Below are 13829 nucleotides of genomic sequence, written 5' to 3'. Positions count from 1 at the left end.
CGTCCTCAACTAAAAAGCGCTGCATTTGCAGCGCTTTTTGATCTTAGCCTTGGCAATCTACTGGCAGATATTCATCCGGAATACCGTTGCTGCTGCAAACCCAAGTGATATTATTTTGCTCATCAACTTGAGGCGATAGATAGACTTCATAGCCTTGATAATCCCCGAGTGCTTCGCTTCCTATAAAACCGACTATGCCATCTGTGTACAGATTAAATGTCGCAATCTGCTCGTCCGTGAGTCCAAGCACATCCAATTCGGTTGGCCAAGCTTTGTTGGTTTGATAGTAGCCGACTAAGATGTCAGTGATCGGTGCCAGTGCTTGATGTTGCTGGTCGATACTGGCAATGGCCAGTGCCGCATCGGGTACATTCAATGCTGCTGGTGTGGCTTCGGTCGTGGTTGGTGCCTCATAACTCGTGGTGGCACCCATCTTCTCTTGATAGTCCTTATACGCTGGCAACGCGACAGCTGCAGCAATACCAATAATCGCAGCGAAGATTATCAATCCACCGCCCGCTGTGCCTAAACGTGGCATAAAGAAGCTGAGTACATAGGCCCATGCACTGCGTGAGGGCGGTGCATATTCCACTCCTTGTGCTTTGGCTTGGACTCTCGCCATGCGCTTGGTCAACCAAGGATAGCTGCCATTAAGCTCGTGCAGCGACATCCAAAAACCACTCGACTCACTGGCTTGGCGGATATATTGATCCACATTCATACGTTTCCATTGCTCGACACCAGCGGCTAACACAGCAACGGCATTTGTGGCTGAACGTAAGCTGTTGCAGCAACGTAATCCGTGGAGATCGCAGGTATATTCACAGGCGCGAGAATAAGCCGCACCGACTAAAGGTAACCAAGTGGCGAAGACTAAGAAGGGCGCTTTACCTATATGATTGCGGCGAATATGGCCTAACTCGTGGCCGATATAGAAGTTGAGCGCATCTTTATCTGACTCAAGCGCATCCACAATCGATGAAAATAGCACTATATAGTTACGACCGAGGAAGCGTGTCGCCAGTGCGTTTAACATGCCATCAGCTGCCAATAAGTAAGCGCGTGGTGGCTCGCGCATTTCTAAACGTTCGCAACACGCTAAATATTGTTTATGTAATTCAGGAAATTGCTCTGCATTGATTTCGACAGCCGTGCCTTTTAAGTAGCTGATAAAGGCGGAGTGGCTAAAGAGATAAATAATAAAAAACATCAACACATAGAGCAGCGCCATGCCAAAAGTGCCTATGATCAATGCCGCCCAGACGATCCCAGAAATAATAGCTAACAGAGTGAATAGCGATTTTTCCTTCGAATAGACAATATCTGTCATTTGAATGGGATTCTCGTTCCCTGCGGTAATAACTTGTTCCATGTTGATCCTTTTCCTTGTGAAGAGACAAACGGCGTGAAAGTAGTCAATTTTACTCGAAAATTCAACCACTATCGCGTGCAAAGCAAAAAATTAACCGTTTTGTCATTAGTTTAATCAGCTATGCGTAAATTGGAGTAGGTCGATTTCATCAGGATTTTGTGGTTTTTTAGCGCTAGAGAGTCCGATTATGCAGGCGGACACAGGTTGGTAAGTGGCTCTTAGTCTCTGGGCATTTTCCTCGCAGCGCACTAGAATTAGGTGTTTTCGCAGCATATCGGCTGAGGGTTAAGTCTTAAGTTAGAACCGAGATAAAAGTAAATCACATCACTATGAGTGCACTTTAAGGCATGGTTCTTCAAGGCAGAGTGCTTTGAGTCAGGCTTGGTTAAGCCTATATAGGGTTAGCTATGGCAAGCGTTGAAACAAACCACAGAAATACAAAGGAATTGAGATGGCTAAGTTAACAAATAAGATGATAAGTAATCGATTGGGTTTCAAATGGTACTGTGCCGCAGGCGTGATGGTTAGCGCGTTAAGTGCGGGAGTAATGGCGGCTAATGCACCTTCTTTTGACTGCACGAAAGTGAATGCTGGCAGTATTGAAGACATGGTCTGTAAGGATGCGGGGCTGAACCAACTTGATAATCAGTTAGCTAAGGTCTATAGCCAAGCGCTTGAAAAAGCGAAGAATGAACAACCTCCTACTTTAAAGGCGATGCAACGTGGTTGGGTGAAAGGCCGTAATGAATGCTGGAAGAGCGACGATAAGCACGCGTGTATTGAATCTAGCTATCAAACCCGCATTGCCGAACTGCAGGCACAATATCGTTTAGTCGACATGACCGGCCCAGTGTTTTATGCCTGTGACGGCAATCCTGCTAACGAAGTAGTGGTGACTTATTTTAAAACCGAACCTGCCACCCTGATTGCTGAACATGGTGATAGTACTTCATTAATGTTTGTGCAACCCAGCGGCAGCGGCGCTAAGTATCAAGGCCGCAATGAAAGCCTATGGGAACATCAAGGCGAAGCTAAAGTGGTTTGGGGCTACGAAGCACCAGAAATGACCTGTAAACTGGTGACTAAATAGGATTGATTTAAGGTCGCCATGAAACAAGCTCTCGTGCATATCGCCTTGGTCGTAAGAGATTACGACGAGGCGATTGATTTTTATGTGAATAAATTAAAATTCGAATTAGTCGAAGACACTTATCAAGCCGAGCAAGATAAGCGCTGGGTCGTTGTTGCCCCACCGGGTTCTAAGGGCGCTTCTATCTTGTTAGCGCGGGCGTCTAAACCTGAGCAGTTCGATTTTATCGGTAATCAGGCGGGTGGTCGGGTGTTTTTATTTTTAAATACCGATGACTTTTGGCGTGATTATCGCCGTATGGTCGCCGATGGCGTGGAGTTTGCGCGCGAGCCGCAAGAACAAGACTATGGCACAGTCGCTGTGTTTAAAGATCTCTACGGTAACTTATGGGATTTACTGCAATTGAACCCGAATCATGTCATGGCTAAGCGAATGAGTTAAGATTCAGTATTTCGTATGAATTACCGCGCAAGCTATTTAATGGGGTCAAACACTGGGAATACTCTTTGTGTTTGACCTCTGTTAAGTTCGTCGAAAATTCTCAGTTATTGATCATTTTTATTGGGCATTCACTGTAAATTTCAATCTATTCTTATGGAACGGATAGATTTTATAATGGATTGGTCAATGCCATTATGTTTTTATTCAAAATTCAATGCCTATCGAATAAATTACTCTTTTGTTCTTATAATTACCTATTCACTTTTTTCGTACTTTAGTATTTAACTCACATTTAAATTAATGAGCGTCAGCTTTTGTTGACAGTTTTATTCGTCACTTATTTGCATAGGCGATTATTGTCACTTAGCTTCTTTAATGTTCTCTAGCTATAAAAATTTAGTCGTGAATAACATTACGTCTAAAGCAAGCTGGCATTTAAAAATAATATTTAATCTGAGTGACTTACTAAAGGAATCTGATAAGTATGAATTTTTTTAAAATACGTTGCACGGCATTATGGATAGGCCGCGCGTTAAGTATCTCCGCGATAATAGCGTTACCATCGTTCGCATCTGATATGCCAACCAGTCAGTATCATATTGATGCAGAAGAAATGAAAATGGTAGATATGCCTAGTGTGTTACTGCCATTTAATAATCTGATGTTTTTATATGGCGTAGATGCATCGCAGTTTGATTTAGCTGACTTTATTTACGTCAATGTTCCTGATTTAATCGATAAAGAAGAGGCGATTACGCATTGGGCTGGATATTATAGTATTAACCCCAAAGTCATACTGACTTTGATGGAAATGCAATCTCAGTTAATTTCGTCTCCGACAGCTGAAGCGCTTAACCGACCTTTGGGAACATTATCGGATAAACAGGGTTTTGAGGAACAACTCCAAGATGTATTGGCTCAGCTATCACAACGTTTTTATGCCTATGAAGAGTCTCAATTAAAAGGCCTATACCCGCCAAGTACCGACGCAGTTAACGCATCGAGTTTCGCATTATTGGCTTTGTTAAACGGTCGTAGGATAGAGCAACAGCAACATGCCGTTATGACGGGTGAGCACGCTTTGGGATTGGACCCATTCATTGAGCAGTTTAGATTATTATTTGGCAATACTGACCGTGAGTTGTTAATGAGTTCAGTTGCTAAAAATCCGCTTGTAGCTGATTCAACTCAGTCGATGCAACAAGTCGTCCCATTGGCGAATATTACCGTGAGTAGTCTGCCACCCAGTAACATGCTGCAAATGCCTTGGCGACAGGGATATTCATGGCAATCCAATGGTGCTCATTCGCATACTGGGTCTGGCTATCCGCTATCATCAATCGATGTATCCTACGATTGGCCACAATGGGGGAGTCCGACTTATTCGGTTGCTTCCGCACATGCTGGGACTGTCAATGTGTTGTCTCGCTGCCAAGTACGGGTGACAAATGCTAACGGTTGGGCGACTAACTATTATCATATGGATCAAATTACAGTGCGTAATGGTCAATATGTAAACCAGAATACCGTGATGGGCATTTATGCAAATAATAAAAATGCAGCCTTGTGTGAAGGTGGGAGTTCAACTGGGCCCCATTTGCATTTTTCTTTATTAAAGGATGGGCGCCATGTGTCGTTGCAAGGTGTGTATTTGGGGCAATATATAATCAACATTGGTAGTTACAACTATGACAATAACTGTAGTCGTTTCAATCTGTTTGATGTAAGTAACAATCGTACAATGTGCGCTTGGGCGCCGCTGTATAATGCTGGAAGTCTCTAATCAATGATAGAAAGCCCCTCAATCGAGGGGCTGATATAATGCGAGGAAAACCGTTGCTCGCTAAGCTAGCTGAATCCTCAAATTGTTTGGATATCCCCCTGTTTAAATTCTTGAATACCGGTGGTTTTTGGCGGGATTGTCAACGTATGGTCGCCGATGGCGTGGAGTTTGCGCGCGAGCCGCAAGAACAAGACTATGGCACAGTCGCTGTGTTTAAAGATCTCTACGGTAACTTATGGGATTTACTGCAATTGAATGATGAACATCCTATGGCTCACAGGTTAGCGTATCGGGAGCCAGGATTAGAAGTTAACCCCTAATCCTAAGGTGTAGCTGGTATCTCTCGTATTGCCTATCACTGTTTTAGTGTCGTTGAAGTCATATTTAAATGACAAATAAATCCGCTGAGTTAGCAGATATTTAAGTCCTACTGTCGAGTTTGAGATGTAATCAATCGAAGGCATATCTGGGAAGGCAATTTGCAGATCGGCATAGGACTCTAAAATGCCACCAAACCAATATTGTTTATAGTTAAGTGAGGCCGCCCAAGCATTTAGTTCTAGTTTAAAGGACTGTTGTTCAAGCCAAAAATGGTTGTAGGTTACGACGAAGTCTAATTTATCGCGCCCAGCACCCCAAAAGCGATAACCAGGACCGAGCCCCGCATAATAACTATGGCTATCGATGCCGAGTTTATCTTCTTCATAAAAATCTTCCTGACGTAACAGCCAATGCTCATTGAGCAGATAGTCTAATGAATAATGTCCTTCGAGGGTGTTGCGCTTAGTCACGTCATCTTCGGTTTCGTAGCGCACTTCGGTCTTGATATTATGTCGCCATTGCAAGGTTTCCGCTGTGATATCGCCTTTGATATGTAGCTTCTGACTATTTTTCTTGTTTTTGGTGACATCAAGTGTGGTTTCTACACTACCGTTAAAATTCCAATCTGAGTTTGCATAGTGCTGCGAGAATCTCAACTCACTCACGGGAGTGTGCTGGTTATTAATTAATACCATGCCATGTTCATTAGAGGCTTGAATACTTATGTCTTGTATGGAACGACTGACACTCCAAGGTCTAGTATCTGTGACTTCGAGGCTGAGAATGGCACTGCGTTGAATGGTAATTTTAGGGGTATAACTGGTGTTGATGATGAGATTTTGATCGTTAAACTCTTTAATTTCACCGCTAATTTTATCGCCATTGAGCAAAAAAACTGTGTCGGCATAACACAAGGGGCTGACACTACAGAGCGTAGCAACAAGGTACAATGCTGGATTGGATATCAGATTATGCATCTTGCTCGTGGGCTCAAAATAAAGGGAGAGTAAGTGTTGTCATTCTACTCGAACACAGGCTCTACAAAGCAATAACATTTGATAAAAGTGTTGATAAGGGATTGAAAACGGGTTCGCAATCCCTTACTTCTTTGCCAGTTAGCGTGAGTTAATTTCGGTGATTTTGAGGTTAATGAGCTGCTTCTGCCATTGGGCTTTATCTATGCCTTCGACCCAAATGACGCTGCTTTTACGCTGTTCGCCTTTGCGTAGATAGGTCTCAGGCATGCGGAAAATGGCTTCCCACACTTCGAGTTTTTCGGTTTTGAGCAAAGTACCATTATCGGCGAAGAAGCTAGCTTCAACTTCAACTAAGGTAACGTGTTCATTGCTGGTGCTGGCGAGATCGAAGCTGAGTCCGAGTTTATCGCCTTTCCATTGACCTTCAGCAAAGCTGACTTTGATCCCATCTTTTGCCGTTGAGCCTAATAGCTCAGGTTGGGTAATCGCAGTGGCGGTCAATGTGGTGACTGGCGCAGCAACAGTTTGAGTGGTAACTGCGGCACTTGGGACACTGGCAACATTGCTCGATGCACTTACGGCTGCAGCGGCTAAGGCATTGGGCGCGGCTTTGGTTTCAGTGATCACGTATTCCCAGGTAAAGTCGTCTTTGAGTCTGACTTGGGCGCCATTTTCTAGGGTGATATTGGCTACGTCGGCCGCCATAACCGATGATGTTAGCAATAACAATGAGCTAAGTGCGCTAAGGCGTAATGAAGTGTGCATTAATTTTCTGGCTCCGATATCCGTCTGAGTCAATATTCTGCCCTAACATAAACAATTTGCCGCATGTTAGTCACTGTCTAAGTCGTGTTTTGATGAATAAAGTGGATTAATGGCGAGATTTTAACGCTAGTACAGATTGAGCTAGCTGACTGTGGCACTATTAGATAGGTGTACATGAGCGGTATGCTCAATGAATAAAGTAACAGGAGATTAAGATGCAGATGAAACATGGAATTTATGGCTTAGTGATTGGATTGGCATTTAGCACTGTCACTTTGGCTGCTGAAGCACCGAAAGTGGGCTGCGCGGCGAAATTAGATGCTATTAGTGCCGAACTTGCCCAAGCAAAAGCGGCAGGTAATAAGCATAAAGTCGCGGGACTTGAAAAGGCCTATGACGAAGTTTCAACCCATTGCGACGATGATAGCTTATACGCCGAGCGAGTCGCTAAAGTTGAGGCCTTAGAGGAAAAACTCATTGAGCGCCAAAACGAATTGGCCAAAGCCATAGAAGAAGGTCGTTCTATGGATAAAATCAACAAGAAACGCAATAAAGTCGCTGAAGTCGAGGCTGATCTTGCTAAGGCGCGAGCCGAGCTAACGCAATAAATAGCTCAAGCCCAATCGCTAGGAGCTTAGCCCGCGTAACCTATGCTTAAAATAGTGGATTCTGTGCTGGAGTTATAACCGGCACTCAGTATGAAGTGCTCAGTGATTCGATATCTTAGCCCAGCTTCTGCGCCCCAACGGGTTGTTTTATCTTCTTCCCATGTGGGTTTGCCATCGACAATTTTGGGTGAAATGTTATTCGTGTAAGACACTGTGCTGATATAGCCACTGCCGCCGGCATAAAAGCTTAAATCTGCCGTTAAGCTGTAGCTTAAGCCTAAGCGGAAGAGGCTTTCTTGGCGATAGGATTCCGCGGGTTCTGGCACGATAATATCGGTTTCACGACTGCGGGCATAGCCTAGGTAATAACCCCATTGCTGGTAATTATTATCGAAATGATAGGGGGCGATTGTAATGCCATAGAGATTATCTGTGGCGGGAATATAATCGAGCATGAGAGCGATATAAGGTGCATTGGCAGTTTCGTCTGATTTATCTGGCCTAACTAATTGCTTAGAAGTGCTATATTCGGCCGCTTGAAGCGGTTGGCATAGGCTCAGGAGTCCAATGCTCAGACAGGCTAGCGTATATGAATGACGACACATGGGATGGTTTCCTTAGGGATAGGGGAAATATTGTTCATTTTCCTGTGTGCTGGGTCAATTCAAAATGCTAAAATCTCTTTTAAAATAAGTGTTTGTAAATATTTTGTGTTTTGATTTGAGTGTTTTCTAGGGTGACATTTAACCGAGGTCAACTCGGCAGTTACCTTTGTATGGGTTTGTTGCGCTAGCGCCTACGTTGGAGTGAAATTGTGGATCAGGAAATAAGGCTCGAAATTTCGGCATGGTTAGCGGGCTTTGGGATTGATAGCCAACCCTCTGATGGAATATCGACCACAGTTATGGTCATTGCTTGCTTACTGTTAGCGAGCATCGCTTATTTTATTGTCCGACGCGTGGTGATTCGTGCGGTGAATATGGTAATCCTGCGCTCTAAGGCGACGTGGGACGATGTATTCATGCGTTATAAGGTGCTTGAAAAGCTGGCCATGCTTGTGCCCGCTATCGTACTTAATCTATTAGTGCCAATCGCGCTGACTGAGCATCCACTGCTAAGCGGGCTAGTCGACCGATTACTGAGTATTTGGTTAGTGGTGCTGATTATCCGCGCTATGTATGCAGGTATGGATGCGGTTGATGAAATTTCAGATGTGAATCTGGTGAGTCGGCGCTTGCCTGTTAAGAGTTTCGTACAGTTAACTAAGCTATTTTTATTCTTTGTTGGGATTATCGTTTCTATCTCAATCTTGGCCGATCAATCACCTGTGTACTTCCTCAGCGGCTTAGGTGTGGCAACGGGTTTTGTGATGTTAGTGTTCCGCGACACTATCTTAGGTTTTGTGGCGGGCATTCAGTTAGCGGCTAACCGTATGGTGAGTAAAGGCGACTGGATCCAGATGGATAAATACGGCGCCGACGGTGCGGTAGAAGAAGTCTCGTTGACCACAGTGAAAGTGCGTAACTGGGACAAAACCATCACTATGATCCCTGCTTATGCCTTAGTGTCGGATGCGTTTCGCAACTGGCGGGGTATGTCTGAGTCGGGTGGTCGCAGGATCAAACGCGCGATCAATATCGATATCAACAGCATAAAGTTTTTGACCGAGGAAGAGCGCGAACGGCTCAGTAAGATCAATTGCTTAAAAGAATATTTCCCCGCAAAAATAAACGAAATTCGTGAGTCGAATGCCAAAGTGTCGGATCTCGATATGAAAGTGAACGGCCGCCATTTGACTAACGTCGGCACTTTCCGCGCTTATCTGCAGGAATACCTACAGCGTCACGATAAAGTCCACAAGGATATGACCTTAATGGTACGTCAACTAGCGCCGACCACTGAAGGGTTACCGATCGAGATTTATATCTTCACTAACGACACTCGTTGGGCGTTTTATGAGGCGATACAAGCGGATATTTTCGATCATGTGTTTGCTGTATTACCTGAGTTTGGCCTGCAGGCGTTCCAAGCGCCAACAGGCAATGATATTCGCAGTTTAAAGTCGGTTAAGGTCGACTAGCTTTAATGGGGGCCTATGACTGCCGATGATTATCGATTTAGTTTCGAGAGACAAGAATCGCGGCTAAAGTGATAAATACACCGCCGCTGGTTCTGTCAAACCAATGCAGCTTGTTGCTCGCCTTTAGGCTGGGCGCAAGTACATTGGCCATGCAGGCATAAATCATCACAAAGCTAAAATCCACCACGGCCCAAGTGATGGCAAGAATGGTCAGTTGCGGTAATTGCGGCGCGGCAAGATTGATAAATTGCGGAAACAACGCGGCAAAAAACAGTAAATCCTTCGGATTACTGATCCCCACTAGAAACGCCTGCTTATAAAGCTGCCAAGGCGTACCTTTGCCCTTTGACGGGCTAACTTCAAGGGCTTGGCCTTGGTTTTTCGTCAATAACAGCTTAATACCTAAAAATACTAAATAGGCCGCGCCGCACCATTTGAGCAGGGTAAAACCGTATTCTGAGGCGCTAATAATCGCCCCCAGTCCTGCCGCTGACGCCATCATTAAGATTAAAGCGGCGCTAACACTGCCAAGGCCTGTGGCTATGCTGCGCATCTTGCCGAAGTGGATCCCATGGGACATAGACAACATAGCGATAGGACCGGGTGAAATCCCAATCAATACAATGGCGAAGAGATAGAGTAACCAAGTTTCGGGTTGCATATTTGCTGCTCTAAATGGAATAAATGTTAATGTTTAGCACTCGCTATAAAATCAGGGATCACCTTGGGATGACGGCCTTTAATGGTGCGATAGAAGCTCAAAATCTCTTGCATGTCGGTCACGATATCGTCACTGGGTTGCAGTGGTGTGCGGATAACGACAGTGCGGCGGCTAAAATCTAAGCCAACGGGTGTAATGGGTACTTGGGCCTTGCTGGCGATATGATAAAAGCCGCACTTCCAGCGCGTCACTGGGCCGCGGGTGCCTTCTGGCGCTAGCGCTAACTTGTAATCGGATTTTGATTCAAACAGCTGCACGGCGGCATCGACTAAGTTGTTGTTCTTGCGCCGATCCACCGGACTGCCGCCAATGGCGCGGAAAAACCAGCCCCAAGGCGGGATAAAGAGTTGGTGTTTGCCGAGAAAGTGAATGCGGATACCTAGGGCGCCACGGGCTAAAATGCCGACAATGAAGTCCCAGTTACTAGTGTGCGGTGCAACTATGATGATGTATTTAGCACAGTCGGGCAGTTGGCCTTCTATCTGCCAGCCTGAAGTGTTAAGTAGCCAACGGCAAAGTGGTGTAAACATAGTTCGGTGCCCAGAGTCGAAAAATTAATAATATCATCAGCTTTTTTAGATTTTAAACTGGCTTAAACAAGATAGTCTGTACTTAATTCGGTATAGTACAGTTTAGCCTGATTGATTGTGGGGGAACGATACTATGTTGAAAAATGGACTATTAAACAAGGTTATCTGGCAGCGTGTTTTTGCGGCACTGTTACTCCTGCTGACTTGTCATGTTAATGCTGTGCCGACGGATGAAATTACGCAGATGCTTAAAGGCCAAGAAGACGCCTGGAATCGCGGCGATCTCGATGCTTATATGCAAGGCTATTGGAAGAGTGATCAACTGCGTTTTGTCTCTAATGGCAAGTTTCGTTTTGGTTGGGAAGAAACTCTCGCTACCTATAAGAAAAATTATCCAAATAAAGAAGCGCTTGGTGAACTTAAGTTCACTATCAAAGAAATCAAAATGCTCAGTAATTACGCCGCTATGGTTGTTGGGCGCTGGGATTTACGGCGGATAAAAGATGCCCCAACGGGCGTGTTTACTCTGTTGATTGAAAAAATCGACGATCGTTGGGTGATCACTATGGACCACAGTTCAGACTAAACCGTGTCCTTTACACTCTGTTGCACAGCAGTTCAAATTAGATTTGCGATAATAAACAGTCTGGTTTGGTGGGCGGCTCGGCAGGCAGAGTTAAATGGAAATCCTGCTGTCCAAGCTGTCTACCTTTGCCATCGTATCTCACTTCGGTGAAATGCATACCGCCCTCAGCATCTTCAAGCAGAATGCTGGTGGAGCGAGTGCCATAGTCGGGGTGACGAATATAAATCGCAGCTAAACGCCGTTCCCACTCGATCCCGACTCCCGTATTAGGCAGCTCATTATCTTGCGGCTGGGAATCGTCTTTCATTAGTTGTAACAGTACTTGCACTTCTATACTGCTGGACTGGCTGATTGCCGCTTCTAACGCCTGCTGTCCCTTCGCCATTTTCGGCCAAATATCATCGAGTGCACCATTGCTAATGGCATGAAATCCATCGGCAAGTTTTACTGTGTCTTTATTGATACTGTTAAAACAATATAAGTCAGTACCTTGGCCGAAGATGAGATTGAACGGCTGATAATTGTCGCTATGTTCAACGAGCCAATTAGGGCACACGAGCGACCCTGAGTTGAGCGTCATAGTAATCAGCTCGCCACGACTCCGCATGGCTTCAGGGTTCTTTTGCGGAACGCGCAGATTGGTTACGCCTGCGATTTGTCCTTGTCTATTGATGCCAAACCAAGTGCCACCGGCCTGCAGATCTTTACCCGCGAGTATGTTTTCTTCCGGCGGCCAAAAATGCGCTGGCGCAGTTGGTCTATGATGAAACTCATCGCGGTTGGCGCAGATGATTAAGGGATACTTAGGATGGGCATTAATGGCGACAAAGAGTATGCACATAGCAGGCTAAATTAATCCAAAGGTAGATTAACTTAGCCTGTCTGCTCACAAATGAACAGCGTTAGTGGTGCGAGTGCTTATCCGTTTTTGCGTGTTCATGTGCATGTTTATCGGCACTAGGCGTCACAACAGGTTTCTGCTCGTCAGTGTGCGAAGCGCTAGATTCGTGAGTATGTGTATTCTCGTGGGAATGGCTATGCGCATGAGCTACCGGTTTGCTGAGCATTAAGCGGCGTAAAAATTTACGTGGACCTAAGCGCAGTAAGCTGGCGGCAAACAACCCTGAGAGGATCAGTAGAGCAATTAAGTTCACGACTTCAGGCAAGGTAAATAAGGAGAACCATAGTGGCAAGCGTAATGCTGCGGCTAAGCTCAGCGCAATAATACTCAGTAATATCGCCCTTTGTGTCCATGTCATTAACTTAAGCTGAGCTATGTTGAGCACAGGTGCAGCAATCAGCGGCATCATAATCGCGATAGGATTCCAGCCACTATAAGCCAGTGCAAGAGCGAGTACGGCGGCGCCTAAGTTGCAGAAACGCATAGGTAAAAATACAAGCAATAACACAACAACCTGTAGCAATGGATTGCTTAAGGGCATTGAAGGGTGGCCAATTAAATTCACTAATACTAGGCTGAGTAAAATCCAAGGTGCGCTGCGATCGACTAAATGAGCAAAGCCGAAACGCAGTGAACTGCTGGGTAATTTAGTGTGTGGATCGGTAATTGTGACGTTAGCATGGCTTAAATATGCACTCAGAATAAACACTACAAGCAATTGGAATAACGCTAACCAAGGACCGAGAAGTAGAGCTGTGATCACTAAGGCTTCAGGCCCAGCTAAGCGTTGGAACCAGCGACGGGCTAAACTGCTATCCTGCGGCGTCAAACCTAATTTAAAGCGCAGCGCAGCCGCACCATAGCTTAGCAGCAACACGGGTGCGAGCTTTAATAGCCAAGTCATTAATTGCTCTGTGCTGTGATCATGGTGGGCATGTTCGTGGCCGCCTGAATCCATTAATAGCAACATCACGAGTAAACCGATGCCGAGCAAACTACCTATGCCAGCTTGGTATTCATATTTGCCTTGCGTATCACTTTCATGCTGACCATGGGGTTGATGTAGTACCACATGCAGAATTGTGCCAGTAATAAAGGCTTGTAAGTAGACAGTGTCATCGATATTTAAATAAGGAAGTAGTTGCTCACCGGCGAAATAGCCTATGCCTGTAAATAGCATCTGGGCTGCAAAGATCATGAGTGTCCAACGTGTTCCGAGATGGGGTTTTAGTATCCACCATACTGCAAAACCGACGGGTAATTGGTGGAGTATGACACCAAGAGCTAGCAGAATGGAGTTATCGTCTTGCTGCGCCAAAACCATAGCGGTGCCATCGGTGATGGTATGCAGTAATAAGCCACCAATACCCAAGAAAAGCGTAAAATTATGGGTGACTTCTGAATAACGGTGAAATAGGCGTTCGCTGGCGGTAGGCCCCCAGATGCCGAGGAGTACAAAGACGATCGCAAGCATGCCACCATGCTCGAGTAATTCTGGCAAGATGTGGATCAGCACTAATCCGCCTAATGAGACGAATATAAAACCATCGAGCCCCTTTTGTAAGCCACTACTCGATGAGAAGTAGCGATAAAACAGAGGGCCAATTAAGAGTGCGATACAGCTAGCAAGAAGATAGAGCATGGATTCCACGGA

The 13829-nt window shown here is 45.3% G+C and carries 14 protein-coding genes and 1 pseudogene; 7 read left to right on the top strand and 8 right to left on the bottom strand.

Going from position 1 to position 13829, the window contains the following annotated elements; genetic code table 11:
* Nucleotides 1-43: 43 nt before the first annotated feature.
* Complete coding sequence (locus tag KO533_RS13695; RefSeq protein ID WP_168826895.1) at nucleotides 44-1372, bottom strand: M48 family metallopeptidase; 1329 nt, start codon at nucleotides 1370-1372, stop codon at nucleotides 44-46.
* Nucleotides 1373-1823: 451 nt separating this feature from the next.
* Between KO533_RS13695 and KO533_RS13690 the strand changes: the two genes are divergently transcribed.
* From KO533_RS13690 to KO533_RS13675, 4 genes and pseudogenes are all read left to right on the top strand, one after another.
* The gene (locus KO533_RS13690; protein WP_131524607.1) at nucleotides 1824-2462 is read left to right on the top strand and encodes an MliC family protein; all 639 of its coding nucleotides are present in this window, start codon (nucleotides 1824-1826) and stop codon (nucleotides 2460-2462) included.
* An 18-nt stretch (nucleotides 2463-2480) separates the two neighbouring features.
* The gene (locus KO533_RS13685; protein WP_006083714.1) at nucleotides 2481-2903 is read left to right on the top strand and encodes a VOC family protein; all 423 of its coding nucleotides are present in this window, start codon (nucleotides 2481-2483) and stop codon (nucleotides 2901-2903) included.
* A 484-nt stretch (nucleotides 2904-3387) separates the two neighbouring features.
* Nucleotides 3388-4686 (top strand): M23 family metallopeptidase, encoded by a 1299-nt coding sequence (locus KO533_RS13680; protein ID WP_219254659.1) that lies wholly within the window; start codon nucleotides 3388-3390, stop codon nucleotides 4684-4686.
* Between the two features lie 98 nt (nucleotides 4687-4784).
* Nucleotides 4785-5006: pseudogene (locus KO533_RS13675) on the top strand (VOC family protein); the annotation flags it as partial.
* Here the strand turns inward: KO533_RS13675 and KO533_RS13670 are convergent.
* Both KO533_RS13670 and KO533_RS13665 read right to left on the bottom strand, forming a co-directional pair.
* Entirely contained in the window at nucleotides 4989-5984 is a 996-nt protein-coding gene (locus tag KO533_RS13670) for a DUF481 domain-containing protein (RefSeq protein ID WP_105250958.1), read from the bottom strand. The pseudogene KO533_RS13675 and the gene KO533_RS13670 sit on opposite strands and share 18 nt — an antisense overlap.
* Before the next feature lie 138 nt (nucleotides 5985-6122).
* Nucleotides 6123-6749: a DUF3157 family protein gene (locus tag KO533_RS13665; RefSeq protein ID WP_219254657.1), complete on the bottom strand. Its 627-nt coding sequence runs from the start codon at nucleotides 6747-6749 to the stop codon at nucleotides 6123-6125.
* Between the two features lie 215 nt (nucleotides 6750-6964).
* Here KO533_RS13665 and KO533_RS13660 point away from each other — a divergent pair, with 215 nt between their 5' ends.
* Nucleotides 6965-7357 (top strand): DUF1090 domain-containing protein, encoded by a 393-nt coding sequence (locus tag KO533_RS13660; RefSeq protein ID WP_212600820.1) that lies wholly within the window; start codon nucleotides 6965-6967, stop codon nucleotides 7355-7357.
* Nucleotides 7358-7383: 26 nt separating this feature from the next.
* On the opposite strand, the gene KO533_RS13655 is transcribed toward KO533_RS13660, so the two are convergent.
* Nucleotides 7384-7962, bottom strand: coding sequence for a hypothetical protein (locus KO533_RS13655; protein WP_105250961.1), 579 nt, complete (start codon nucleotides 7960-7962; stop codon nucleotides 7384-7386).
* Nucleotides 7963-8171: 209 nt separating this feature from the next.
* Here KO533_RS13655 and KO533_RS13650 point away from each other — a divergent pair, with 209 nt between their 5' ends.
* Nucleotides 8172-9437, top strand: a complete 1266-nt coding sequence (locus tag KO533_RS13650) for a mechanosensitive ion channel domain-containing protein (protein ID WP_219254655.1) — start codon at nucleotides 8172-8174, stop codon at nucleotides 9435-9437.
* Between the two features lie 37 nt (nucleotides 9438-9474).
* On the opposite strand, the gene KO533_RS13645 is transcribed toward KO533_RS13650, so the two are convergent.
* Nucleotides 9475-10098 (bottom strand): LysE family translocator, encoded by a 624-nt coding sequence (locus KO533_RS13645; RefSeq protein WP_219254653.1) that lies wholly within the window; start codon nucleotides 10096-10098, stop codon nucleotides 9475-9477.
* A gap of 26 nt (nucleotides 10099-10124) precedes the next feature.
* Complete coding sequence (locus tag KO533_RS13640; RefSeq protein WP_219254651.1) at nucleotides 10125-10688, bottom strand: lysophospholipid acyltransferase family protein; 564 nt, start codon at nucleotides 10686-10688, stop codon at nucleotides 10125-10127.
* A gap of 133 nt (nucleotides 10689-10821) precedes the next feature.
* Here KO533_RS13640 and KO533_RS13635 point away from each other — a divergent pair, with 133 nt between their 5' ends.
* A complete protein-coding gene (locus KO533_RS13635; protein ID WP_219254648.1) occupies nucleotides 10822-11274 on the top strand; it encodes a nuclear transport factor 2 family protein in 453 nt (150 codons plus the stop codon).
* 37 nt (nucleotides 11275-11311) lie between these two features.
* Here KO533_RS13635 and KO533_RS13630 read toward each other — a convergent pair whose 3' ends face one another.
* Together KO533_RS13630 and KO533_RS13625 are read right to left on the bottom strand one after the other, a co-directional pair.
* Nucleotides 11312-12115: an NRDE family protein gene (locus KO533_RS13630; protein WP_219254646.1), complete on the bottom strand. Its 804-nt coding sequence runs from the start codon at nucleotides 12113-12115 to the stop codon at nucleotides 11312-11314.
* Nucleotides 12116-12176: 61 nt separating this feature from the next.
* Nucleotides 12177-13817 carry a ZIP family metal transporter gene (locus tag KO533_RS13625; protein WP_219254709.1) on the bottom strand — a complete coding sequence of 547 codons (1641 nt, stop codon included), beginning with the start codon at nucleotides 13815-13817 and terminating at the stop codon, nucleotides 12177-12179.
* Between the last annotated feature and the right edge of the window lie 12 nt (nucleotides 13818-13829).

It is taken from the genome of Shewanella sp. NKUCC05_KAH (assembly GCF_019345585.1).
Classification (GTDB): Bacteria; Pseudomonadota; Gammaproteobacteria; order Enterobacterales; family Shewanellaceae; genus Shewanella; species Shewanella oncorhynchi.
The sequence above is the reverse complement of the archived record's forward strand: the minus strand, read 5'-3'. Positions and strand labels throughout refer to the sequence as shown.